The following is a 25,802-nucleotide window of genomic DNA, read 5'->3' as shown; positions in this document are numbered from 1 at the left end:
CACCGTAACTCCTTGCCTTCTCTAGGTTTGACGCTTTAAGGCTATCTTAAGCACCTTGGCGGTTGATATGTAGTGCCTAGACTTTTTGATGTACTGTTAGTTGTCTTGATAAAGGATCAAATTTAAAACATTCAAATCATTAGAAGTTAAAAAATATTTATCGGTAAAAAGTTTACTTCTAATTTCATTGAGACTATAACTTCTAAAAACGAGAAAAGGAAAATCTTTATACTTATGTCCAATCGGTAAAACGTTGCCCACAGGATAAATCGAGCGAATATAATTTTCTAATATATCTCGAAATCTTTGGTCTTCGGGTTCTTCCTCACCCCTAGAAAAATACTCATTGATGAACTCACCACTAAGAAAGGTAAATAAAGGGAAAAGATAATATTGATCATTACACTGGCTATTTTGCTCTAACCTTTGGGTCTTGAAAGGTTGCTCTTGTAAATTTTGTACTAATTCCATTGCTTCATAAATGGCAAAACGTAAATTAGGAGGGTTATTAAGGTCTTTATAAATTTCATTTAATTGATTTAATAAATTTTTATTTTGCCCATTCATCTGTTTTTGATCAATTCGCATTTTATATGTTTCTTTAACGATTCTGTGTGCAACGGGAACAATTAATAAACTCCCACTAATATAACCAGTTTCAACAGGAGCAAAATCTAATAAGTCAGCAAAATTAGTATTTAAAATTTTTATAAATTCGCGTTTGAGTAATTCTTGTAACTTTAAATAAGAGCTTTTTTTATCTTCTTCTGAATAACTGTTATCGCCCTGCAAAGTAAATTCTGCTGATTTTAGTAATTTTTCTAATTGAGAATAAATTTCTTTTAAACGCTCATTATAACGATCCTTATAATGTTCTTTTTTCAATTGCTTAATTAGGGAACTCATTTTACTACTAAAGGTGTAACCGGCAGTAAAAACGGATTTTCCCCCAATAGGAATGAGAATAAACTTATCATTACCAATTTTACCATAGCCAAAAATTCGAGTCATTATCGAGACTTTTAAAATTAACAAAATGTTGAACAGACTCAGTACACTTTCCCGTAGAGATAATTTCCTTTTCTCGGCAGAATCTTCTATAGATGAGTTGAGGTTATTAGGATCATAAATGGCCTGTTCAGACAGGTAAAAAATTAATTCTTTTTCTTGATCATCTAAAGTTTTTTTGACACCATCTTGTTCATAATTTCCACGACCTCTATAAATCACCTGTATGACTTCCATCAGGTTTTTTTCTATCTCAAAACGGGGAATATCCACGAGGATATGTTTAGTTTTTGGAAAAGATAACCCCCGACTTGCAGAAGCAGTCATAAAAATAATTTTAACTCGGTTTTGATACTCAAAAATTTGTTTTTTTTCAGTTTCAGAAAGACTAGCATGAATTTCTAGATAATCTTGATATTTGATAAATTCTTCTCTTTCGTCTTTCATTTGAGAAATTAAATCAGCCAAACGTGCTTTATCTTGGATATAAACAATAATTTGCCCTGAAGAGGGTTGAGACAAGATTGCATTAATATCCTCGATGATTTGACTTTGAATCTGTTCGGTTAAATCCTTTTTTTCGTTAAATAAATTTTTTCATGAAACTTAAGCGATTCAATCAAAATTTTATAAGTAATGTTTAAACTTTTTGCGGGATAAGAATTAGCATTAATGACTACGGCATCTTCGGGTTTTTTAAACTTAAATTTTTGGATTGATAAGGGAACAGGTTCAGAAATAGCTTTTGCTTTTCTAAAAAATATTTTATTCGGTTCTGCTGAAGTTTCAGAAAGATGTTGTTTAATGACATCGGGTTCCACAATAGAAGCATCAGCAACAATTATTTTGAGGTTAAAACCATACTCAGGCTCAAATAGTTTAAAATTTCTCAAAATACCACTTACTCCGTTTAAAAATTCAACGCCGCTATGATCTCCTGTAATTTCATCAATCATGATAAATAAATTTTTTATCCGCCCGGAGAGTGCTTTCATTTCTTTTTCAATCGGGTTACCTTCTGTGTCGTTATAAACACCTCTAAAAATATTTTTAAAATAATTTAAAGTATCTTGACCATTCGATAATTTTTTCAAAGACTGAACAGCGACAGTCGCTACAATATTATTAGAAATTTTTTGATTAATAAGCGTGTAAATTCCCTCACAAATACTATCTAATACGGCTCGGTTTATTCGACTTACATGGTGCAGGTCTTCTTCAGTTAATCGCTGAAAACTTTTAGAAGATTTTGTTATCAATTCAGAGTCTTTTCTCTGATCAATAAATTGAACCGTTTGCGCCTTAAAATTATCGTGATGTCTATTAGAAACATAATGGACTGTACAACCTCCACCATGATTATTAATGAGGATAGAATTAGTATTTATAGTAAAGATTCGGTCATCATGTAGAGACTTAGTGACCGGATCTGTGAATTTTTCAATAATATCTAGGTTAACTTGTATTCGGGGACTAATATAAAAAAATAAAAACCCTTCATCTAAACACTTTTTGGTTTTGAGAAACTCGGAAATTGCTGTAGTTTTCCCAATCCCAGGATTCCCGGTTAAAAAGATATAATTGGCATCAGAAGCTAGTGCTTTTTTGATTAGTTCAGCGTGAGCTTGTCTAAGTTCTAAATTGGGACTAAGCTGTAATTATTTGGCTAAATCTGGCGAAAGAGGAGCAACTGAGTTAGGAAAACCTTCGATATGTTCTTGATGAACAATAGTAGTAATTCCTTCTTCCGAAATATTTAAAAGTTTATCGAAAAAAACTTTTCCACCGTCAAAACTTCTAATGACTTTACGTTTCATTAACTCGAAAAGCTGTTGACGCGCTTCTATTATTGTTTCATCTCTTGTTTCATTCTTATATATATGGGAGCAAGTCTCTAAAATCTCAGAATTATCTTTATTAATAGTCATGGCGCTAATGCCGCGATCACTATACCCGACAATATTATAAATAATTGAATCTTCATCCCTCAGAAATTGCTTGGCTTTTAAAAATTCTGTGAAACTATGCGACCTAGCTATATATAAAAAATGTCTAAATCCTTGTTGATAAAGCTTATTAAATTCTTCGATGAGAATATCTGGATGAGTATGAATTTCTTGACTATTGTAATTAGCTGAAAAACTTCCGCTTGTATAGAGTCGAATTGTGCCATCTTGCTGACGGGTTATTCCTACCATTTCTCCATATAAATTAGCAAGTCTATATTCATCAGTTGTATTGCGATCGCTTTCTCGACTAGATACAACCACAATAGCTAATTTGTCTATCTCAGTATGAGGAGAATCCTCATTAAAGTTAAATGTTTTGGGTAAAATAGAATATAGAGAGCTTAAAGCATTATTGATTTTATTTATGTTAATATTTTTAATACAAAATCCCTGAGAATTAGAGCGATGTTTTTCATTGAGCAGATGGGAAATAACGAAAAATGCTGAACGCATAAACTCTTCTTCGGGCGAGGGATCTTTTCTATCGGTTAAATGCAGCCGCAAAATAGGTATAAAAAAACGACGTTCAACAGAATCTAACAACAGTTTTAGACTGATATAACTCAGCAGCATAAAGGTAAATTGATAAATAAAAATATTAGGATTTTTTTCATCGGTAAAAAGGGTTTCTTTGAGCCGCTTATAGTTATAAGTAAATTCGATTAATTTTTTTAAGTTAGCTTCTTGATTATTTGCACCGAGTAGCTTACTAGCAATTTTTTGACACCTTTCATGTTGAGGAACTAGAATCACAGGAATAGCTTTAATTTTTCTTAAGTCATATTTCATACTAAAGGTTTGTTTATCCCCAGTGGCATAATAATGAATATCACTAATCTGGATACTAGCAGGTAGACTACATAGAGATGTATTATCAACCTTGGCATCACTGATAGATATATATGGCAATGCGGCTGTTATATTTTTTCTTAAAACATCTTTAAAAAAACTACTATTGTTATCAATTGTTGTATAGTCTCGCTCTAAAATTCCTTGTTTAACACTAATATGTAGAGGGTAAGTCCGGGATTGTAGTACATTAGGTTTTCCAATCACCGTAAGCAAAAGTCTTTTAAGTTTTTCAATTTTTTCATTAACTTTATAGGTTTCTAATCCTCGTTTAATGCTAACTAAGCGTCTTTGTTTGTCGCTCTCATTAGATTTTTTAAGGACTGATAAAACTCTTTGCTCAAAGGTAGATACTGGATCATAATCTAAATCAGATTCAGGTGTATAATTTTCGGCTGAGGGATCATTGCCGGCAAAAACAAAGTAATAACGTAATTGCAAGAGGTTTAGATCCCTTTAAAATAGCTAATCTGTAAAAATGGGATGCTCCCAACAGCTTCTTATCTTTAGGGAACTTAAAAGGATTCTTTGTTTCTTGCTCTTGTAAGACTGTAATAATAGTATTGAGTAAATCGCTGTAGTCTAAACGGACTAATGTGTTGTCATCCTCTTTTAAAATATTTTTGGGCATATTTACTCCATTACGCTGTCTTTACTCAAGAGCGTGAAACTATTTTAGTACAAAAGTATTATAAATGGGCAAGCTCTATCAAACAAGCGTGAAAATATCAGTCTATACTCAAGGGATCAACATCAATCGTAATACTGACTGACCCAGGACATAAAGCGCGTAACACGGTTAAATCCGGCAAACTATCCTCTACATCCCCAGGAAACTTTAATAAAATATGCCAGCGATAGCGCTGTGCTACCCTCATAATACTTGCCGGTGCAGGTCCTAAAATTTCACACTCATTCCCTAAGCGATCACGACAAACATCTGCTAACATTTCAGCAGTTTGCTGTACTTCTACCCCATCTATCCCACTAAGCCGCAACAAAATCAAGCGACCATAGGGAGGATAATTTAAACTCTCGCGTTGGGGTAACTCTCCTCGAATAAATTGATCATAATCATGGTGTCGTACTGCACCAATAACAGGATGTTCAGGAGAATAAGTTTGAACAATGACCCTACCGGGTTCATCTCCCCTACCGGCCCGGCCTGCGACTTGAGTTAAGGTTTGAAAAGCCCGCTCCGATGCCCGATAATCAGAATGATACAATAAGCCATCAGCCGCTACTACCCCCACCAGCGTCACTCCGGCAAGGTCTAACCCCTTGGTTAACATCTGAGTTCCCACCAAAACATCCGCCTCCCCTCGAGCAAACTGACTGATTAATTCGCGGTGAGCGCCTTTTCGACTGGTGGTATCACTATCAAACCGTAGAGAGCGCAAATCCGGAAACATTTGTGTTAACTCTTGAGTGACTTTTTGCGTTCCACTCCCGAAGAATTTTAAATAAGGAGAACCACATTCAGGACAATTACGGGGATGCAGTTGTGTATGGTTGCAATAATGACAGCGTAACAGTTCCGTTGCTCCCTCATGGGTGTAATGATAGGATAAAGACACATCACAATCAGGACATTCCATCACATAGCCACAATTGCGACAAGAGACAAACGTGCTATGGCCTCGACGGTTGATAAAAAGGATACCCTGTTGTTGCTGTTCTAGCAGATTTTGGAGTGCCGCTTGCAGAGAACGACTAAAAATCGAACGGTTTCCCGCCTGCAACTCCTGTCTCATATCTACAATTTCCACAGGCGGTAAAGGACGAGATTGAATTCTTTCGGGTAACGATAAATAATAACTCGTATGTCCTGAGCGTTTTTGATTAGTGCCTTCTGGTTCCACATTAACCCAACTTTCCAAAGACGGGGTAGCAGAACCCAGAATAAGCGGACAATTTTCTAAAGCCGCTCGCCAAGTGGCCACAGTACGCGCATGATAAGTAGGAATGGGAGACACTTGCTTAAAACTCGAATCATGTTCCTCATCGAGAACAATTAAGCCTAAATTCGACAAAGGTGCAAAGATCGCCGAACGAGTTCCTATCAGGACTTGAGGCGTTCCCATCAGCATTTGCCGCCAAGTGTCATAACGTTCCCCGTCCGAGAGTCCACTATGATAAACATACACCCGTTCCCCGAAACGAGCGCGAAAACGATCCGTTAATTGAGGCGTTAAGCCAATTTCTGGCACCAGCACTAACACCGACTTTCCCGATTCTAATAAAGGTGCAATGGCTTGTAAATAAACCTCTGTCTTTCCTGAACCCGTTACCCCATGTAACAAAACTTGAGCAAACCCGTTTAAATGAGAAATCACCTGTAAAGCATCTGCTTGTGCAGGGGTTAAAGGTTTCGCCTCATCTGTGATCATTTCTGGTTCTTGCAAAAAGCGTAATTTTTCCCGTTCTTCGATCACCACACAGCCTTTTTTTTCTAAGCTATTTAAAATAGAAAGACTGATCTTAAAATGCTTCTTTAAATCGGTGATCCACATTTCACCCCCTTGATGGCGGAGAATTTCTAAGGCCTCTCGTTGTGACTTCGTTAAATCCGGTGGAAATGACTGTACTACTACAGTAGCCGCTTTTTGCAATTTAGCCCGTATCGGTTTTGGAGCTTCGAGATAACTTTCAATCCATCCCCGTTTGATTAACTCGCGAATCGCTCGATAAGCACCTTTCACCTGTCGCTGAAGATACTGGGCACTATAGTCTCCATCTTTCTGAGATTTTAGCAGTTTAAGCACCTCTTGGGCAGGCCTACTACAAAATGCCTCTGCTCCTTCTGGTAACACCTCGGTATTTAAACGCAAACGACGCTGAGATTTTTCTAATAATCCTGGCGGCAAAGCCATGCGAATCACCGTAATCAGTTCTGTACAGTAATATTGAGCCACCCGGTTGAGCAACTGCCAGTAATAGGGAGGAAAAAACCCAGAAGTAATCACTTCTTCTACCTCTCGAATTTTACTAGCGTCTAAATCGGCTGGAGGAGAAGAAATATAACGAATGGCAATTGCACCGATGATCTGCGGGCCAAATGGCACACTTAAAACATCTCCCGGTTGTACCGACAGTTCACTCCTGACGCGATAGGTGAACAACCCCTCAACCCCAGGACAATCGACCAAAACTTCTATCAACCGTTCCCGAACTCCTCTGGAGTCGTAACTAGATGTGGGTTCAGCTAAAACAAGAGTCTTAGAGGAATTAGACATAAACAGAAGTTATCGAAGGGTTGATTTGACTAATTTACCATAGCTTAATTGTACGCCAGTTGGCGATCTACATTCGGCTGTCTTGACCTTGTCTGCAACGTTTTTACACCCTTTCCCCCTTTCCCCTGTTCCCTGAGCCGGTGTTCCCTTTGATAAAAGTTTGAAAAAAAGTTAAGAACTGAGTGATTCTACTAGGCTTTTTTTTATTAATCGGATACAGTGTAAAGATAGACAATTATTTATTACTTTCATAACCACAGGAGAAGAAACCCTTTTAGCCATTTTGTAATTATACAGACAAAAGCTTAAAACACTTCTGGTAGGCTTATTACTTAGTAGATTGTCGAGGACGAATAATTAAAAAAAGTTTAAAGATCACAGCCAAAGTTGATCAACTGTAACCATCAGCCCATCAGGGAAATTAATCTTTCCCAAAAACAACCCTTAATTTGACAAGAGTGAAGCTCAAAAATAACAGTTATGAAGACCGCGAACATAGACTCAAACGACTCCCTCAAAACCCAAGTTAGTGCAGAGCAAAGAATATCCCAAGAAAAGGATAAAATCATGCAGCAAGTGGAATTGGAAATTTCATCGATGAATGATGAAACGGGCAATCCCTATCCCCCGGGATATACAAAAACCAATTCAGATGATACAGTTGGGGCTTTTTTCAAAGAAATGGCCCGTTATCCACTGCTGAAACCGGAAGAAGAGATCGAGTTAGCATATACAGTCAAATTTTTAATGGAGTCCGAAGAAAAACGGCAAGAACTCCAAGTTCAATTAGAGCGTCCTCCTAGCAAATTAGAATGGGCGCAAGCAATGGGATTAAAGAATGAACGTCAATTAGAAAATAGACTATATCGTGGGCGGGCAGCCAAACGAAAAATGATTCGCTCGAATCTAAGATTAGTGGTTTCTATTGCTAAACGTTATCTGAATCGGGGAGTGCCTTTTTTAGATTTGATTCAAGAAGGAGCCATCGGTTTAAATCGAGCCGCCGAGAAATTTGATCCCAATAAAGGCTATAAATTTTCTACTTATGCTTATTGGTGGATTCGCCAAGCGATTACCCGAACAATTGCCAATGATGCGCGCACCATTCGTTTACCGATTCACATCGTAGAAAAGCTAAATAAACTCAAAAAAGCTCAACGAGTTCTTAAACAACAACTTCATCGCAATCCCACCGAACAAGAACTTGCTCAAGCTTTAGAGATAGATTGTGAACATTTACGGCAGTTATTGCAACTACGCCGTCAATCCTTATCATTAAACCATCGAGTCGGAAAAGGAGAAGATACCGAATTAGTAGACTTGCTCGAAGATGAAGAGTTACAACTGCCAGAAGAGAAAATGAATGAAGCAATGATGCGTCAGGATATCGCCGCCGTGCTGACAGATGTACTCACCGAGCGGGAAAAAGATGTGATTGCCTTACGCTATGGCTTAATTACCAGTCAGCCTTATACTCTAGAAGAAGTCGGCGGAATTTTCAACCTCTCTCGCGAGCGGGTGCGCCAGATTCAAAGTAAAGCCATGCGAAAATTACGTCGTCCTCAAGTCGCTCGTCGTCTGAAAGGATGGCTCAACTAAAAAAACTTTCTCTCAACTGATGAGGTTGATTTCCAGTCCTCAATAGGATTGTACTTCTTCTGTAGCTTTCAGGTTATGGAAAATAGGTAATCTTGCTGCGACTTCAGCCAATTGTCAAAATCTATACAAAATTCTTTAAGGAGCGCCGAGTACCCCCCTATGCCGGGTTTTTTATCCTCTATCTCAAGTATCAAATTTATGAAAGGACGACTACTTATTGATCAGCGTTAGTTTTCCCCACTGACAGAAAAGTTAAAGGATTAGTTTCATAATCCCATAGCTATACCCTGAAAACCTTTATAGCGAAAATAAGAAGCCCATAGGTTAAAACCGCCAGAAGACTACAAGCGGCTTGGAAATCCTCTTATTCTAGTTGGCTTTAAATGTCATCTTCGAGATCAACCCTAGGCTAATTAACAAAAGTCAACTGTCACCCTTACCAGCAACAACAAAGAAAAATGTGTCGAATGTTTATCATTTTGATAATTTTCATTGATAAACATTCAACACCAACTCTACCACCAAATTTGTCAAATCAGCTTTTTGTACTCTGATTTTTTTGAATAACGGGCTTAATTCTCAATTGTTAATTGAACTAAAATAATTTTGCTTATTAATTATCATCTTAATATTTAATGAGCCATTTTCCTCTATCTGTGAGTTGATCTTTAGGGAATCTATTCCCTCTAAAGAACTAATCGTTACCTACCCTAGAAGACAGATGGGGAATTCCAGCCCTTAAACCATCCTAAGAGTTAAAACAGCGATCAAGGTTTTGAGCTATCAAATCAGAGATTATGGCTAAGACTAAGGGTTTTCAGTCCCAAAAAGGATAAAATGTATCAAAACCTTACAAGCAAATGAAAAGCGGGTCAAAGATATAATAGTTTAAAGGTAAACTATCTTAGTCAGCAAATCCCTGAAATTTGCTCGAACTGCCCATATCTATCAATGATGACTAAAAAATTATGTTTGATGCAATTATTATTTTATTATTTGTCATAGCGGCTGCCAGTGCCGGTTTTAGTAGCGTTGATTTACTTCCCCCAGAGGTCAAACAGCAAATTTCCAATATGGAGGCCTTGCGGTGGTTAGCGGCGGGTTTTACCTCGATTTTAGGTTTAGCGATGGGTTTGGTGGCACAAACCACCTATCGCCGCTTAGAAATGAGAATTCGCAATACAGCGATCGAGGTGTTATTAACCCGTGCTATTGGCTTAATTATTGGCTTGTTAATCGCTAATCTAATGTTAGCACCCATTTTTCTCTTGCCTATTCCTCAAGAATTTTCTTTCATTAAGCCCTTAATGGCCATTTTAGGCAGTGTCATGTTTTCTTATTTAGGGGTTAGCCTAGCGGATATGCACGGACGGACTTTTCTACGTCTAATTAACCCCAACAGTATCGAAAGTATGCTAGTGGCCCAAGGAACTCTCCAACCAGCCGCCACTAAAATCATTGATACCAGTTGTATTATTGATGGACGAATAGAACAATTATTAGACACTGGGTTCATTGAAGGACAAATTTTAATCCCTCAATTTATTTTGCAGGAATTACAGCAATTAGCCGATGGAAGCAACGATCAAAAACGAGTGCGAGGAAGACGAGGACTCGATATTCTCAATCGAATTCAGCAAACTTTTCCGGACCGCATCGTGATTCATCCGGCTGATTATGAGGAGATTGCCACCGTAGATGCCAAATTAGTTCATCTGGCTCAAGAAATCAATGGTACTCTCTTAACCAATGATTATAATCTCAGCAAAGTGGCCAATTTACAAAGAGTCCTCATTCTCAATGTCAATGATTTAGCCCAAGCGGTGCGTCCCATTTATCTCCCTGGAGATACACTCGACCTAAAAATCCTCAAACAGGGAAAAGAACCCTCTCAGGGTATTGGCTACCTAGAAGATGGAACAATGGTGGTAGTAGAAGAAGGACGAGACTATGTAGGGGGAGAAGTACGAGTGGTAGTGACTTCGGCGTTGCAAACCTCAGCCGGACGTATGATTTTTGCCAAACCTCAAACCTCTCTCATGGCATCATGAAAAAAGTCGACAGTTAAGAGTTTCATCGATACTAGGACTTACGTACTGTAACGATCAGCTTATGGCTGACGCTGCTCGATGACATAAAATAAAATCGTTGTTTTTAATCAGAAGTGCGTAACTCCTATATCCTAAAACGAATGACTGGTAACTGTTAACTGTTAACTTTCTAGGGTTTGGCAGATAGTTTTTCTGACTCTCGATTAAAAGAATTATCGATAAAACCATGAGATTCTCGCACTAAATACAGGGGACGTTGTTTGACCTCTTCATAAATTCGTCCCAAATATTCCCCAATCACTCCTAAACTAATCAATTGAACACCGCCAATAAATAAAACCGTAACCATCAAAGAAGCATATCCAGGCACATCAATACCAAAAATTAACGTTCTAGCAATTAAAAAGCTGGCATAGGCAAAAGCCAGTAGGGATAAAATTAAGCCTAAATAACTCCAAACCTTCAAAGGAACTAGACTAAAAGAAGTAATACCATCTAAAGCAAAGTTCCACAGTTTCCAATAATTCCATTTCGTTTGTCCTTTATAACGGGGTAGGCGATCATAAAGAATATAAGTTTGTTTGAAACCCACCCAAGCAAAAAGCCCTTTCATAAAACGAGTTCGCTCCGGCAATTGTTTAAGGGCTTCTACCACACGTCTATCTAATAAGCGAAAGTCCCCAGTATCTCGAGGAATAGCAATGGAACTAAGCCGCTCAATCACGCGATAAAAAGCATTAGCACTAAAGCGCTTGAACCAAGTTTCGCCTTGTCTAACCCGTCGTTTCGCATAAACCACTTCATAACCCTCACGCCATTTAGCCATTAACTGTTCAATCAGTTCAGGAGGGTCTTGAAGATCAGCATCTATGGGTATAACCGCTCGTCCCTGAGCATGATCAATGCCTGCGGTTAAGGCAATTTCCTTGCCAAAATTACGAGATAAAGCCACGACTTTAATTTCTGGATGACGAAAATGATATTCTCTTAAACGCTCTAAAGTTTTGTCTCGACTGCCATCATCAACACAGACAATTTCATAAGTTATATTAAGACTATTTAACGTCCACAGCAGCCGCTCAAACAGCTTATTGATATTAGGTGCTTCATTGTAGAGAGGAACAACTATCGATAATTCAATGTGATTTGAGTAAAGAGACATATCTCTATATTGTCATTTAATGGAGTTTTATCATAATTAATCAATGATGACTAAACTCAGAGGATTTAAGTGCCGCGTTTTTAAGAGGAGCGGCTTGAGGATTGATCAGCCGTAGAAGCTTGCTTAAATGACTCTTTTAAGTCTGACTCGGACTGTTTTAAGTCTGAGGAGGGTTTTTTACTCAACGCTTCCATATAAGTGTAAAAAACCGGCGTGAGATAAAGCGTCAGAAACTGAGAAAATAGCAGCCCTCCCACCACCGCTAAACCCAGAGGACGACGAGCTTCTGCCCCTGCTCCCCAACCAAGCGCAATGGGAAGTGTCCCCATCAGGGCGGCCATGGTAGTCATCATAATCGGCCGAAATCGCACGATACAAGCGGTATATATAGCATTGTAAGCTGTTTTTCCTTGCTGACGGGCTTCCCGAGCAAAGTCAATCATCATAATGCCATTCTTTTTCACAATTCCTATCAGCAAAATAATGCCCACAAAGGCATAAATATCCAGAGCATAACCAAATATTAATAAAGTTAATAAAGCACCAAAACCGGCTGAGGGCAAACTCGAAAGAATGGTTAAAGGATGAATAAAATTCTCATACAAAATTCCTAACACAATATAAATGGTCACAATGGCAACCACTAATAACCACCCTAAACCTTGTAAAGAAGATTGAAACGCTTGTGCTGAACCTTGAAATCCTGTGGTAATACTTGAGGGTAAAGTAGAAGCGGCTAGTTGGTTAATTTTATCAGTAACACTTCCCAAGGACACACCCGGTTTTAAATTAAAAGATAGGGTAACTGAAGGAAGTTGCCCTAAATGAGTAATCGTTAAAGGGCCAACGCTTTTATTAATCGTTGCTACCGCATTGAGAGGAATTAGCTGTCCACTCGGAGCGCGTACAGAGAGTAAATCTAGGGCTAAGGGGTCTTGTTGATAGGGAGTTTCTACCCCGATAATAACTTGATATTGGGCATCAGGCGCATAAATCGTAGAAACTTGGCGAGTTCCGTAAGCATTCCCTAAAGTCCGTTCAATTTGATTCGCACTCAACCCCAAGGCCGAAGCTTGGTCACGATTAATGTCTACTCGTACTTGAGGGTTATTAATTTGTAAATCACTGTTGACATCTTGTAATTCGGGTAAAGAACGCAGTTTATCTTCGAGTTTGGGTGCATATTCATAGAGTTCTTGAATATTGGGACTTTGTAGCGTGAATTGATACTGAGCTTTGGTTTGCTGTCCCCCAATATTAATAGCTGGCGGATTTTGTAAAAAGACTCTAACCCCTGGAACTTTTGAGAGTTTCGGGCGTAGTTTTTGGATCACTTCATCAGCACTTAAGGGGCGTAAATGCCGAGGTTTCAGTTTAATAAAAATTCGTCCTGAATTCGCACTTGCATTGGCTCCTCCTGCCCCGACACTAGAGTTAACCGCTTCTACATTCTTGTCTTTGCGGATAATACTCGCTACGGCCTGCTGATGTTTGACCATTTCATCAAACGAAATATCTTGCGCCGCCTGAAGATTTACCGTTATTTGTCCCACATCTACATTGGGGATAAATCCTTTGGGTACAGTCATAAATAGATAGCCGGTCATGACGACAATTAGGGCAGAAATTGCCATCGTGATGCGATGATGCTTAAGGGCTAATTTTAAACTCCACTCGTATAAATAAAGCCAAAAATCAAAAAAGGATTCTAATAAGTTATAAAAATTTAAAAGATTGCGTTTTTGGGAATTTTTATGACCGTTTCCGTTGCCGTTCCCGTTTGGCACTTCGTGATGAGTAGCACGCAAAAAACGCGAACATAACATCGGCGTTAAAGTTAAAGAAATGACTCCATAGATTAAAATTGCTACGCTAATAGTGACAGCAAATTCATGAAATAATCTACCTAAAATGCCGCCCATAAAAAGAACCGGAATAAAAACAGCTACTAAAGAAATAGTCATAGATAAAATCGTAAAACCGATTTCTTTAGAACCATTTAAAGCGGCACGAGAGCGGCTTTCTCCCATTTCTTGGTGACGCACAATATTTTCGAGCATCACCACCGCATCATCTACCACAAACCCCACACAAAGGGTTAAAGCCATCAAGGAGAGATTATCAAGCGAGAAATTTAAAAGTTTCATTACGCCAAAGGTGGCGACGATGGATAAAGGAACCGCTAAAGAGGGAATGAAGGTGGCCCAAAAGTTGCGAAGAAAAAGAAAAATCACGCCTACCACCAGCGCAATGGTAAAAAGCAGGGTGAATTGTACATCATTTACAGACTCTCGAATCGATTCGGAACGATCATAAAGAATATTGACATTGATAGCCGCCGGAATTTGTTCACGCAAACTCGGTAACAACTTTTGAATGGCTTCGACCACTGCAAGGGTATTGGTTCCGGGCTGTCGTTGTATCGCTAAAACAATGGCTCTTGTGCCGTTATACCAACTTGCAACCTTATCATTTTCGACACTATCGGTAACCTGAGCGATTTCTCCGAGCCGCACGGGTGCCCCATTTTGGTAAGTGACTATCAGGGAGCGATAATCTTCAGCATTATTGAGTTGTCCGGATGCCTGAATGGTATAGTTTTGCTGTGTTCCGTAAAGGGTGCCGGTGGGTAAATTGGCATTTCCAGAAGCAATAGCATCGGCCACTTCATCGAGGCCAATTCCTTTAGCACTAATCGATTGAGGATCAACTAAAACCCGAACCGCGTACTTTTGTGACCCGTACACCTGCACTTGGGCCACTCCCTCAACCATAGATAAACGTTGTGCGATCAGCGTTTCAGCGTATTTATCCACAGTTGACAGAGGTATGATCTCACTGTTGAGAGACAGAAAAAAAATCGGTTGATCGGCGGGATTGACTTTGCGGTAAGAGGGAGGAGAAGGCATATCATCCGGCAACTGTCTCTGAGCTTTGGCGATGGCCGCTTGTACATCTTGGGCGGCTCCATCGATGTCTCGAGTCAAGTTAAATTGTAGGGTAATTTGAGTGGAACCTAGAGCGCTCGTGGAGTTCATGGAACTCAATCCATCAATACTAGAAAATTGTTGCTCTAGGGGAGTCGCCACTGAAGCCGCCATAGTTTCTGGACTCGCTCCCGGCAGATTAGCACTCACTTGAATGGTGGGAAAATCTACATTCGGTAAATCACTCACACTCAAAGAGCGATAACCGATCAACCCAGAGATTAAAATCGCCACCATCAGCAGGGTGGTCATAATAGGGCGACGGATAAAGAGTTCAGAGATATTCATCGGCTCAGTCCAGGTTTAATGTTGACTTTGGCATGGGGGACTAAGTTAAACTGTCCGTCTGTGACCACTTGCTCACCGGCTTGTAATCCCCGTTGAATGACTGTCTGGTTGTTGAAAGTTTGGCCCACCACGACCGGACGAACTTCTGCGGTTTGGTCGGCTGTGACCACATAGACATACTGTCCCTTTTGTCCCGTCTGCACCGCTACAGAAGGAACCGTAATCATATTCGGTTGTTGGGTTAGTCTCAGTACCACATTGACAAACTGACCCGGAACTAGGCTACCCTCTTGATTGGGAAAGGTTCCTTTGAGTTCAATGGTTCCTGTCTGGGGATTAACCCCGCTATCGACAAAAGTCAGTTGACCTCGTACTGGACGACCTGGCGTTTTAGGCGGCTGCGCTTCCACGATTAATTTATTTTCGGCACTGTATTTTTTTAGGTCTGGTAAAAGCCGTTGAGGAAGGGAAAAGGAAACGTAAATCGGGCGGATTTGACTAATCACAATAATGGGATCATCAGCATTGGCTTTGACGAGGTTTCCTTGATTGATTTGTAGGTTGCCGGTACGTCCATCTATGGGGGATTTTATGGAAGTATAGGAAAGTTCAATCTGAGCATTGGCGATAGCGGCTTCATCGGCTTCCACTACCGCTTGTGCATTGGTGACATCGGCTTTAGCGGCGGCTACGGCAGCGATCGCATCGGCTACGGCATTTTGAGCGGCGGTGACTGTGGCTTGTTGAGAGATGGCGTTGGTTTGAAATTGTTCTGCTTGTTCTCGACTGATGGCCCCTTCTTTTTCAAGGCTTAAGTAACGTTGAGCCTGGGCATTTGCATATTTACTCTCGGCTATTGCTTTAGCTAAATTGGCTTTTGCTTGATTCACTTGGGCTATGGCTTTACCGACATTCGCTTTTGCCTGTTGTATTTGGGCTAAATCTTTGGCTCGCATTGCCTGTGCCTGCCTCAAATTGGCTTCTAATGCACGAGAATCAATGGTAAATAATAGTTTACCCTTTTTGACCTCTTGTCCTTCTTGAAAATAAACTCCCGTTAACCGTCCTTCTACTTGCGACTTAATAGAAACTGTAGAATAAGCTTTGACCGTTCCTGTGGTGCGTACTTGTACAGGAACCGTTTTTTGAGCCGCTCTTGAGACAACGACGCTCACCACTCGATTACCCTTGTCGCCTTTCCCATCTCGGCTTGATGTCGCGTCAGAGGCATTACAAGCGGATAACCCCATCAATGCTACTAGCAATAATGAGAATTTTATTAATTTTAAACCGTCTAGATTGAGCATTTTATCCGATAGTAGATAGAGATGCAGTTGCTTGTTGCCTAACTTAGAAAGACCCCGATAGTTAGTTATACTAATAATTAGTTTAGCTAACTATTTTAGATATAGTATACTTTTTCGCTTGGATTATTTCCTCTAACTAAAGTAGCAAGCGGGATGTCTATCTTTATTTTAATCAGTCAAGATCATCATGAATCTTAAATCAAACTCAGAAAAATGTGCATCTGACTTAATGGAAGTAATGCCTTTGGTGATGAATTTTATCCGAACCCAAATGCGTAGTCATAGTGCTTCGTTGTTGACTGTACCGCAATTTCGGGTGTTAGCGTTTCTCAAGCGTCATCCGGATTGTTCACTTTCTGCGGTCGCTGAACATTTGGGAGTGAGTCGTCCGACGGCCTCGGCCATGGTAGAAAGATTAGTACAGCAGGGTTTTGTCAATCGAAGTGAACATCCTCAAGAGCGTCGTCAGGTGGAGTTGAAGCTGACGGAGGCAGGTTATCGTTATTTTGAGCAAATTCGTGAAAAAACCCGTAAGGAAATAGCTGATCAGCTAGGCAATCTCTCAGAAACTCAATTGTCTAGTTTAAGAGAAGGTATCGCTTTACTGTATCAGGTGTTTAATCAGTGGCATTAGCCTGATAAAATTTATGATCAAACGCCTGTTTGATGGAGAAAAAAAACTCGGGAGCGGCTATATGAGTGAAAATCCTCCGGTTTTAAATGCGGCTGAACTTAAAGAATGGCAAACAAAAATTGAGACGGCTAACCGCTATAATATTTTTTGCCATTGTCGCGGTTGTCATGCCCAATGGGTTGATTCTTCGTTTGATGTGATTTGTTCTTCTTGTGGGAGTAAGGATGTAGAGCAGATTTCTTGTTGGCAATTTCCGGATGATTAGTTGAATTATATATTAGTTATATCAGAGAATATAAGAGTTAATTAAACCTATAAAAATTTTTATCGTTAAGGTTTTTTGAGAGCCAGTAGATATGCAATTTAGCAAAGAACAAATACTTTTTATTAAGTTATGCAAAGGACTTGTGCAGATCTGCGATCGTATTAACCGAGGCGAGCCTGCTTATCTTGTTGATGCCTCCCAACCCTTTCCAAAGCCCTTGTATGAAGCTTTTCAGGAATTAAGTCTTAAATGGATACTGCGGGATGGAAAAATGCGGCATCCGTCGATATTGTGCATGATTGAGGCAGCAAGAGACAAGGTAGAGGCAGTTGAACCTGAGTTTATTGAGTGCGTTGACTTTCCTGATGAACCGTTAATTGAAAACATGACACGCCCCTCAGAAGAATGCGAAGCATGGGCCAGCAAGTACGCAATAAATCTAGAACGGGATCAAAATCAAAGTTATATCCCTCGCCTAATACAAGAAATTGAAAGGCTAAGTCTCCCATATAGTACCTATCCCTTATTCCGTAAATTTATTGCAGAAAACCAATTTCCTTCGGATTTTGACCTTACCCGTTTTGGGTCTGATAATCCCAATATTAGGCCAGTTCAAGAGTTAGTCAGGCAGGCTTATCGAGAAGCACCTCCCCAGTCTGTATCAATGCCATTATGCAAGACTTGCGGTGGCTATTTAGACTGTGCTGCCAGAGATATTGAAGACTGCTGTGAGCCATTAGATAGAAGAGTAGACCGAGTGCCAACTGAAGATACTGTTATTTGTCTAATTCGACCATCTTTCCTTGAGTTGCGTTTAGCTCGAATTTTAGAGGAAATGGGATTGCAGGTAGAATTATGGCCTGACTTAGATAAGGCTGATTTAAGAGTGAAATTTCCAACCGGCGAAGTTTGGGCACTAGATGCCAAGGACTGGGGAAGTGCAACCCTTTTAGCTATAGAGTTAAATCAAGACACTATTCCTGATCTTGGTCAATCTCAGTCATTTTTTGTTGTACCTGATTACCGATGGCAGAAATTAGCCTATCAGGCAGCCTTTGAGAGTCGTTATAAAAATGATATTTCGGTTCTTTCTGAATCAGAATTAATTAAGCGTGCCAGAGGGTACTTAAATGAGAGATAGCTCAAGTTGGATTAATAAGCTCAGAAAAAAATTGGCTGATAGCGTCCCTATGGAATTTTCAAGCTTTGCTCGCATAGAATTGATGCTTTATGCCCTACAAGCTTACTTTCCTGAGCAACCTATCCGCCAAGCTCACTTATTAATGCAGGGTTATCGAGAACCAAACATAACAGATTTCCAATGGGGAATTTTGCAACATTTACACCATTTAACCCCAGAATTTCGCAGTTCAATTAGTTGGGAGATTGCCCTCCGTGCTTATGATGATATAGCTAATGATGGTGCTTCTAGTTGCCTTGGATTTGAGATTAACTACGCTACCAATCAAATTACCCTTACTCATACGATGGTACGAGAACGGTATGAAATTTATGAAAGCTTACTGATTAAAGAACCTCTAAAGTTTGTCAAGCAAAAATATAAACCTGCACCCGTTGGTGAGTATGAATTTAATATTAACCCAGAGCAGGTGCGGCTCATCCGAATAGAACCAGAAATTGCCAATATTGGAATACAGTATGCTTCGAGAATTCCTAGTATTAACCTTTCTAAAAATCGTCAAGCCATTAGAGTATCCTTAGCTGATTTAATTCAAAAGGGAAGGGAACTAGAACCAGTATTAGGGTATGACGCGGGGGCAGTATTAGAGCAATCCAATTATTGGAATATTCAAGAAGATCAACAAGCAACAGAAATTATTATTGATGGGGAAAGTGAGATTTTAGGACCGACTGGAAGCGGCAAATCGACCAAAGTTGAATGTTTAGTAACACTACTCACCAGTCAGGAAAAACGAGTAGCGATCGCTACAAATAGCGTTGGAGAGGTTCAAGACTGGCTGGAATTTGCTCAAAAAGTCGGCATTAAGGCAGTTCCCATTATTGGAGACTCTGAACGACACCAGCATCTAAGTCGATTAAATCAGGCAGTGATGTTTAGTAATAGACAGCAACCTTTTACTCATCCGGGTTTTCGGTGGCTGAGTCAGTCTTGCCCATTATATGCTTTATCAGAGCCTAATATTCCACAGTCAGGGGATGGTCAACACCATAAACCCCCGTGCTTTGGTAAACTACGAAATATTAACGATACCGATAAAGCTTATGACTGTCCCCTAGCTCCCATCTGTCCTAGACATATCCAAGCTGATGAATTAGAAAAGGCTCAATTAATTGTCGGAACGTTGCCAGGATTTATTCACAAAAAAATTGCCCGTCACAATCTGGAGGAAAACATTACTGTTTTTGAATATTTAGCCTTAACAACAGACTTATTTATCATTGATGAAGTTGATCTCGCACAGCCCAAACTCGACGAAATATTTTATCCAATAGTTACCCTTGAATCCTTCAATTTGACACAAGATACTTGGACTCGTACCGAATCTTATCAGCACGTTCATGGTATTCTCAAAGGCTCAGTGGTCGTACCGGGAAAGTATAGTGATCCCTATTTAGAGCAATCTGAGGATCAGCGACATTTGGCCAACCGAGCGATTGAAATTTTAATGTATTTGCTCAGAAATATTGGGGCTACTCTTAAGGGTAAAAAATCAAGCAAACAGCAAATAATCGAAAAAATTTTAAAAGACTATAGTCGGGAAGGAAGACTCTTTTCTGCCTGGACATTGTTTGATAATTTAGCTGAACAACTCTCAGGAGAAGCCCATTTAAAAAACGAGAAAAAAAATACAATAACCGAAGAAAGCCGAGAGCAAATTAAGCGTAGTTATGAACGATATCGAGAGATTTTTAAGCGAATCCAAAATAATCCTGTTAGACCTAATTATACTGGGCTTAATGATACTGATACAAGAATTGTAGAACGACTAGCATTACTTTCTGGAGCCGTATTAGCAGGGGATTTACTGACAACCGTTCCTCATCCAGATTGCAAAAGATTTATTACAGAAACGCAATGGGATATACAATTTGAGCAACTAGAGTCGGATGTTGAGCGATTTAGCAAAAATTTAGCGATATTACTTCAGTTAGCCATTTGTACAGCCCAAGCACTAGGCGCTTTAGGCAAGCACGTCTCTGCTAGAGGACGCACCAGCGTAGATTTAGACTCTAGCTTGCCCTTAATTCCTCCTGTGGATTTTGATCGCTTGCTTCCTAAGTGTCCGGTTGGCTCTGTAACTAGCACTCAATTTCTCGACGGACAACTTAAAATATTTCGTGGAATTGCCATCGGGAGATCACTGTTAAGCCAATGGCGGTCAATCTTTAGCGTGGACGGTCTTACCCCGTCAAATCTTTTAGTAACATCAGCGACCAGTTATTCAGGAGATACTGAACAATCTTACACTTTTCACGTCCAATTAATGCCAACATTATTAATTGAGCCGCCACCCGAAAAAGCTCAAGCAGTCGCTCATGATAGTGAATTTTTCTATTGTCCCGTCATTGATGATACAAACGAGCCGATTTTTATCTCAGGTTCACAAGGAGATCAGCGCAAAGAGAATATTTATCGAATGGTTTCAGGTTTGTGTCGTTCCAGTAGACATGGCAGAGCTTTACTTGATCAATTCCAAGATTATTTAGCTGAAAATGTGGGGATTGAGCGCAAAAATTTACTGCTGGTTACCAATAGTTATGTAGAAGCCGAAGTCTTATATAATTCTTTGCAATTCCCCTACAAAGACAAAGCCTCTTTTGTAGTTCGGGATGGTCAATGGAAATCAGATATATTAGATAGTAAAGTTGCCCGTTCTAAGATTACTGAATTTCCCACCAAAAACAAAGAACTCTTAATTGCTCCTATGGGAGCGATATCACGGGCGGTTAATTTAATGAATCCTACCACAGGAGAACCCTATTTTGGTGGCATAGTCATTGTTGTTAGACAACATCCTAGCCCTGATGATAATCAATTAGTAACTAGCGGTGTTAATAAAGAGACAATTGATCTTATCGGTCAACACTCAGTCGAAACTATTCAGGAACACGCCCGGCACGTGCGCGATGTTTTTTTAGCAGTTCCTCAGATTTTCTCAAAGCTACCTGAACAAAAAATAGCTGGTGTTGCCTTCAAAAAACCCCTTGTCTGGACTCTGGCGGTGAATTTGACCCAACTAATAGGACGCAGTACCCGTGGCGGTCGGAAAACGGTTATTTGGTTTGTCGATGCCGCGTTTATGCCAGAAACGGCTAAAGGAAACCCCTCTGCTGACTCAGAACAAAATTCTCTTTTAATAGCAGTCCGCAAGCTTTTAAGAGAAGCTATTAATAAAGGAGGGGTTTCTGGACGCATCATCCAAACTTTATACGGGCCTGTCTATTATCCCCTAACTCGACTCACCCATTTTATTGACGGAAGAAATCTATGAAGCAAAAGAAAAATGTAAATCTTAATTACCTTCAGCCCATCTATCTTGACTATACCGAGAGTCTGACTGAAAATATTAGCGGCTATATCATGCCCTTTCCCAATATAGAAAGATTTAATCAGCATTACGGAAAACCACACGAAAATGCTCGGACTTCTGTTTTAGAAGATATTATGCGGCTTTTGCTGCCTCAGATTCGAGTTATCAACAAACCTACCGTTAACCGTCAACCGAACCCTGCCGCTTTTTTGGCTTATACACCCGTCGATCCACAAATTTTAGCTCTCTTGTTTAAAATATGGGTTGAAGTATGTTACCCAGCCTCTCAACATACAGCATTAATGCCATTTTGTCAAGCGGATCAATTTCATTGGTTGCCAGCAACAGCAGAGGATTTGAAATTTTGGGCCCCTTCTTGGGTGATCGCAGTGGAACTTACTAAACATGAATATCAAATAGGAGACTATCATTTTAAGCTTTTATTTGGCCCAGGTCGACAGAAAAATACTGTTGAGTTAGTCTCTTGGCCGCCGCGTCAAAACATTCATGGTCATCGAACTTCTATTGCGATTATTATTTCAACTCAAAGTGATCTTGCTCATCTAAAAGTCAATCTCCACTTTCAGATGAAGCGTTGGATAGTCAAGCAGGGAAATACTCCAGAGGTTCGGTTGGAGGATAAAACCACCCGATGCTACGTTCGACGACTACGGTCTTGGTTAGGAGATTACACCTTACTAGAACCTAACGCATTTACTGTTATTGAAGCTCATTATCGTAAAGAAAAAAAAGGCTATGTTACTGAATGGAAAAGCCCAATATTCAGGGAAATGTTACAACGTTTAGAGGTAGCGAACGTGCTGCCTCTTTTGCACAAGGAATATTTATTCCCCAAGATTTTAATTTGGATACCACTAAATTCACTCAAACTGTGTTAAGTGTTGCTAAAAAAGGAACAACAAATAATAATTTAGGCAATCAAATGAGTCGTTTTGACACATGGGAATCAAAGGGATATGAGCAAGAGACTAACGAAGAGGGAAAGAAGGTAAATCGACGCGACCCTGAGACAGGTATGTGCATTCCCAAATATATTCCTCGTAACCCATCTCAAACAACATATTGGAAAGCCCCACAAGCTCGCGCTTATAATATTTTAGCAACGCCGTCTCCTGAAAAATTTTATCTTCATCATGCAATTACTCACGAACTTAGAGATAGTCATTGGTGGACTTCTGAAGAGTGTGAATATCCCCTACCTCTTTCTTTAGCTAAGAAAACTAAAGAGTGGTCATATAATCAGTCTGAAGAAGAATCCGAAAACTCTTAATCATTAATGATTATCTGTTTGTTAATCCCGTCGAAGGTGATACTAAATCTATTAAGAATGTTTCTACCGATAATCATGATTCCCTGAGTATCATCTTCTGCACAACCATAAACTATTGTCTTAAAAAAATTTCCCGTGTCTAGGCTGACAGCAAGGCGGTAAGCAATACCTATTGTTTTTTTATTACCTACTCCGTAAAATTCAATAGGCTTTCTTTTCGCAGTTAAAGTATTTAATCTAGAAAGTACAGAAAAAGGAATGAGGGTAATATCAGAGCCAGTGTCTAATATACCTAAGTCTTTGATTTCAAAGTCAGGATTTTTAAGATTTCTAATTTTGATTTCAATAATAGGAAGATATTGTTGGGTAAGTTGATTGTATTGATAGGGATAAATTTCCATTCAGCTAAAGAGTATATTGAGGCACTTGTCTAACATAAATAGCATTTCTTGATTGATAAAAATCAGTTTCTTCAACTCTATCTAATAAAGTATCTTCATCAAGGTCATAATCTATAACTTTTCCATCCTCAAATAAAACATACTTACCTGAATACTGTTTAATCAAAATCGGTAAATTTTTGTTAAAACTTTCCTCTTGTCGTTTTCCATAATAATATTCTTCTTCCCCTACATATTGAAAGTACAATTTTTTTAATTTTTCTTCTTGTTCTTCGGTTAGCTTATCTTTTTCAATAGCCGCCTCTGCTATTTTACGGATTTTTTCATCAACTTCGTGAGAGTTGTAAAGGTCGGTATTATGAGCAAACATAGTTTTTCAACTCCTACTTTCTAACTTTTTCGGGTCATTTCAAATAAATTCTTAGCCTGGGCATCCAAAAACCCTTCAAAGAGAATCGTTTTCCCCGCTTCACTTTCTATTATATTGCGCTGGGCTATTTCATAATAAGCATAAGTCCAAGGAATCTGGGTTAATTCTCCTGTAGTATCATCCTTGAGTGTCACCATTTCTGTAACCGCATGAGTAGCTGTTTGTCTTAAGCCGCTTCCTCGACTTCCCTCAATAGTAGATTTCATCGGCACACCCAAATCAGCCAACCCTTTAGCCGTACTTTCAATATCCGGATATTTAGCTGTATTTTGACGGTTAATATAGCCTGTAAAATGATTAACGCCGTAACCATGAATTAGCACCCAAGCGCCATATTGAGACACCTCATTAACCGCTTCTACCACTGACTTAGAAGGCACAGCCCAAGGACGAGTAAAAACCCCTTGTAATTGAGTTAATAGCTGTTCTTTTTCCCCATCAAAAGAAACTTGCTCTAAATCAAAAAATGTGCCAGAATCAACGGTTTTTTGAATTTGTTGAATAATAAACTCTGGTAACTCATCAACCATCAACTCACTAATAAAAAGCTTAGGTAAATCATATAAATCTTGTTCAGGGTGCTGATAATGGCGGGCGTAGAGATGGGAAGAAGGAAAATGGTATTCTCCCCTAACAACATAGCCTAACTTTTCCACCAAATTAGCCAAATAAGGAATGCCTAAATTAACACTTTTATGATCACAATTAACCGTCAGCCGCAAAGAACGAAAAGCAATATGATCATTAGCCACCTTTCCCCCTGCATCCAAAATCATCTGCTCATAAATCCGGGCATAGGTTACCCGTTCACGGTAATCAACCCATAACCGGTGCCACAATTGAAAAGTCAACTCAGAATAATTCATATCTAAAAAAAACATTGCCATCGACATCTTGTACCATGCACCCTTGTCTTCGGGCAACCACCAGAGGATAATCACGGGTATTAACCATCGGCTCTGTCCAGAAAAACAATAAGTTTTGTCTTATTGAAACACAATTTTTTAAGATTTGTCAGGCTAGGGTTAATCTGGCTGAACAGACCTTGCATTTTAGTGACAATTATGACAATTTATAAATAGATCTATCTAGAGTATTTACTTAGCTAAGTCTTTAGATTGAAAATTCTTTACACAGGGGTACTTATGAGCTTAAAACAGGTCATATCTTTAAGCTTAGGAACTATAATTGTTATAGGTTCTAGCTTGTTCGCCACTTCCGCCAAAGCCGTCACCTTTTATTTCAGTTTTAACCTGAATCCTTACCCTGATGATTTTACTTCTCTAACGGGTAAATTCAGCACATCAGGAACCATTAACGAAGGTTTAGCGAATGCAGTCTCTTTAGATAGCTTACCCGACTGGAGTTTTGCCTTTACATACCAAGGGCCTGCGGGAGAACAAACTTTAAGAGCATCTAAATCTAACTTTGAAAAAGGAGAAGGAGACTTAATGGAGCGTGATGGCATTAGCCTCTATATAGATGGGGGAAATTTGCTCTTTGATGCCCCACCAGAGCGAGAGGTCATTACTTTTTTTAACGGGGGTAATTTCGTACAATTTCAAGAACATACAACAGAGCTTTCACAACTCATTTATATATACAATAATACTTCAGCGAGTCAAAACTCAGGAGCCTTTTACACAGCCACATCCGTTGTACCTGAGCCGCTAACCCTTCTCGGTGTAGGAGCGGCTTTAGGATTCGGGAGTTTTTTCAAGCATAAATTAGCCAAAAAATAGGCTTTTCGCTATGCTCAAACCTTTGTAGT

20 protein-coding genes are annotated in these 25,802 nt (G+C 39.4%); 9 read left to right on the top strand and 11 right to left on the bottom strand.

Features of this window, described 5'->3' with window-relative positions:
- Positions 1 to 96: 96 nt before the first annotated feature.
- From CYAN7822_RS34660 to priA, 5 genes are all read right to left on the bottom strand, one after another.
- The gene (locus CYAN7822_RS34660; protein ID WP_013323634.1) at positions 97 to 1,530 is read right to left on the bottom strand and encodes a helicase-related protein; all 1,434 of its coding nucleotides are present in this window, start codon (positions 1,528 to 1,530) and stop codon (positions 97 to 99) included.
- Positions 1,531 to 1,574: 44 nt separating this feature from the next.
- On the bottom strand, positions 1,575 to 2,267 hold the full coding sequence (locus CYAN7822_RS34655) for a hypothetical protein (protein WP_049802582.1): 693 nt from the start codon (positions 2,265 to 2,267) through the stop codon (positions 1,575 to 1,577).
- Between the two features lie 399 nt (positions 2,268 to 2,666).
- Positions 2,667 to 4,307: a hypothetical protein gene (locus CYAN7822_RS17730; protein ID WP_049802581.1), complete on the bottom strand. Its 1,641-nt coding sequence runs from the start codon at positions 4,305 to 4,307 to the stop codon at positions 2,667 to 2,669.
- Positions 4,270 to 4,497, bottom strand: coding sequence for a hypothetical protein (locus CYAN7822_RS38430; protein WP_041933295.1), 228 nt, complete (start codon positions 4,495 to 4,497; stop codon positions 4,270 to 4,272). Before CYAN7822_RS38430 ends, CYAN7822_RS17730 begins: the two co-directional genes overlap by 38 nt.
- Before the next feature lie 97 nt (positions 4,498 to 4,594).
- Positions 4,595 to 7,102, bottom strand: a complete 2,508-nt coding sequence (gene priA, locus CYAN7822_RS17720) for a primosomal protein N' (RefSeq protein ID WP_013323633.1) — start codon at positions 7,100 to 7,102, stop codon at positions 4,595 to 4,597.
- Positions 7,103 to 7,582: 480 nt separating this feature from the next.
- Between priA and CYAN7822_RS17715 the strand changes: the two genes are divergently transcribed.
- Both CYAN7822_RS17715 and CYAN7822_RS17710 read left to right on the top strand, forming a co-directional pair.
- Positions 7,583 to 8,701 carry an RNA polymerase sigma factor, RpoD/SigA family gene (locus tag CYAN7822_RS17715; protein ID WP_013323632.1) on the top strand — a complete coding sequence of 373 codons (1,119 nt, stop codon included), beginning with the start codon at positions 7,583 to 7,585 and terminating at the stop codon, positions 8,699 to 8,701.
- 968 nt (positions 8,702 to 9,669) lie between these two features.
- Positions 9,670 to 10,752: a PIN/TRAM domain-containing protein gene (locus CYAN7822_RS17710; protein WP_013323631.1), complete on the top strand. Its 1,083-nt coding sequence runs from the start codon at positions 9,670 to 9,672 to the stop codon at positions 10,750 to 10,752.
- A 169-nt stretch (positions 10,753 to 10,921) separates the two neighbouring features.
- On the opposite strand, the gene CYAN7822_RS17705 is transcribed toward CYAN7822_RS17710, so the two are convergent.
- From CYAN7822_RS17705 to CYAN7822_RS17695, 3 genes are all read right to left on the bottom strand, one after another.
- Positions 10,922 to 11,914, bottom strand: a complete 993-nt coding sequence (locus CYAN7822_RS17705) for a glycosyltransferase family 2 protein (protein WP_013323630.1) — start codon at positions 11,912 to 11,914, stop codon at positions 10,922 to 10,924.
- Positions 11,915 to 11,994: 80 nt separating this feature from the next.
- Positions 11,995 to 15,189: an efflux RND transporter permease subunit gene (locus CYAN7822_RS17700; protein WP_013323629.1), complete on the bottom strand. Its 3,195-nt coding sequence runs from the start codon at positions 15,187 to 15,189 to the stop codon at positions 11,995 to 11,997.
- Positions 15,186 to 16,496 carry an efflux RND transporter periplasmic adaptor subunit gene (locus CYAN7822_RS17695; RefSeq protein ID WP_157871822.1) on the bottom strand — a complete coding sequence of 437 codons (1,311 nt, stop codon included), beginning with the start codon at positions 16,494 to 16,496 and terminating at the stop codon, positions 15,186 to 15,188. The genes CYAN7822_RS17700 and CYAN7822_RS17695 overlap by 4 nt, the downstream gene beginning before the upstream one ends.
- 187 nt (positions 16,497 to 16,683) lie before the next feature.
- Here CYAN7822_RS17695 and CYAN7822_RS17690 point away from each other — a divergent pair, with 187 nt between their 5' ends.
- The 6 genes from CYAN7822_RS17690 (at position 16,684) to CYAN7822_RS17665 (ending at position 23,200) form a co-directional block, all read left to right on the top strand.
- Positions 16,684 to 17,130, top strand: coding sequence for a MarR family winged helix-turn-helix transcriptional regulator (locus CYAN7822_RS17690; protein WP_041933294.1), 447 nt, complete (start codon positions 16,684 to 16,686; stop codon positions 17,128 to 17,130).
- A 13-nt stretch (positions 17,131 to 17,143) separates the two neighbouring features.
- The gene (locus CYAN7822_RS17685) at positions 17,144 to 17,395 is read left to right on the top strand and encodes a hypothetical protein (RefSeq protein ID WP_013323626.1); all 252 of its coding nucleotides are present in this window, start codon (positions 17,144 to 17,146) and stop codon (positions 17,393 to 17,395) included.
- Between the two features lie 91 nt (positions 17,396 to 17,486).
- Positions 17,487 to 18,536: a restriction endonuclease-related protein gene (locus CYAN7822_RS17680; protein WP_013323625.1), complete on the top strand. Its 1,050-nt coding sequence runs from the start codon at positions 17,487 to 17,489 to the stop codon at positions 18,534 to 18,536.
- Positions 18,526 to 21,870, top strand: coding sequence for a pPIWI_RE_Z domain-containing protein (locus tag CYAN7822_RS17675; RefSeq protein ID WP_013323624.1), 3,345 nt, complete (start codon positions 18,526 to 18,528; stop codon positions 21,868 to 21,870). The genes CYAN7822_RS17680 and CYAN7822_RS17675 overlap by 11 nt, the downstream gene beginning before the upstream one ends.
- Positions 21,867 to 22,808, top strand: a complete 942-nt coding sequence (locus CYAN7822_RS17670) for a pPIWI_RE module domain-containing protein (RefSeq protein ID WP_013323623.1) — start codon at positions 21,867 to 21,869, stop codon at positions 22,806 to 22,808. The genes CYAN7822_RS17675 and CYAN7822_RS17670 overlap by 4 nt, the downstream gene beginning before the upstream one ends.
- Positions 22,775 to 23,200 (top strand): RNaseH domain-containing protein, encoded by a 426-nt coding sequence (locus CYAN7822_RS17665; RefSeq protein WP_041933293.1) that lies wholly within the window; start codon positions 22,775 to 22,777, stop codon positions 23,198 to 23,200. Before CYAN7822_RS17670 ends, CYAN7822_RS17665 begins: the two co-directional genes overlap by 34 nt.
- Here CYAN7822_RS17665 and CYAN7822_RS17660 read toward each other — a convergent pair.
- Genes CYAN7822_RS17660 through CYAN7822_RS17650 form a run of 3 tightly spaced genes read right to left on the bottom strand, consistent with a single transcriptional unit; the run spans position 23,197 to position 24,918 of the window.
- Complete coding sequence (locus CYAN7822_RS17660; protein WP_013323621.1) at positions 23,197 to 23,601, bottom strand: pepsin/retropepsin-like aspartic protease family protein; 405 nt, start codon at positions 23,599 to 23,601, stop codon at positions 23,197 to 23,199. The two genes, CYAN7822_RS17665 and CYAN7822_RS17660, sit on opposite strands and share 4 nt — an antisense overlap.
- Positions 23,602 to 23,605: 4 nt before the next feature.
- A complete protein-coding gene (locus CYAN7822_RS17655) occupies positions 23,606 to 23,971 on the bottom strand; it encodes a DUF5678 domain-containing protein (protein WP_013323620.1) in 366 nt (121 codons plus the stop codon).
- A gap of 20 nt (positions 23,972 to 23,991) precedes the next feature.
- Positions 23,992 to 24,918 (bottom strand): DUF1338 domain-containing protein, encoded by a 927-nt coding sequence (locus CYAN7822_RS17650; RefSeq protein WP_245602594.1) that lies wholly within the window; start codon positions 24,916 to 24,918, stop codon positions 23,992 to 23,994.
- Between the two features lie 258 nt (positions 24,919 to 25,176).
- Here CYAN7822_RS17650 and CYAN7822_RS39515 point away from each other — a divergent pair, with 258 nt between their 5' ends.
- Entirely contained in the window at positions 25,177 to 25,773 is a 597-nt protein-coding gene (locus CYAN7822_RS39515) for a PEP-CTERM sorting domain-containing protein (protein WP_013323618.1), read from the top strand.
- Positions 25,774 to 25,802: the final 29 nt, after the last annotated feature.

The organism is Gloeothece verrucosa PCC 7822 (assembly GCF_000147335.1).
Classification (GTDB): domain Bacteria; phylum Cyanobacteriota; class Cyanobacteriia; order Cyanobacteriales; family Microcystaceae; genus Gloeothece; species Gloeothece verrucosa.
Note: the sequence above shows the minus strand (reverse complement) of the source record. Positions and strands in the feature narration are given on the sequence as shown.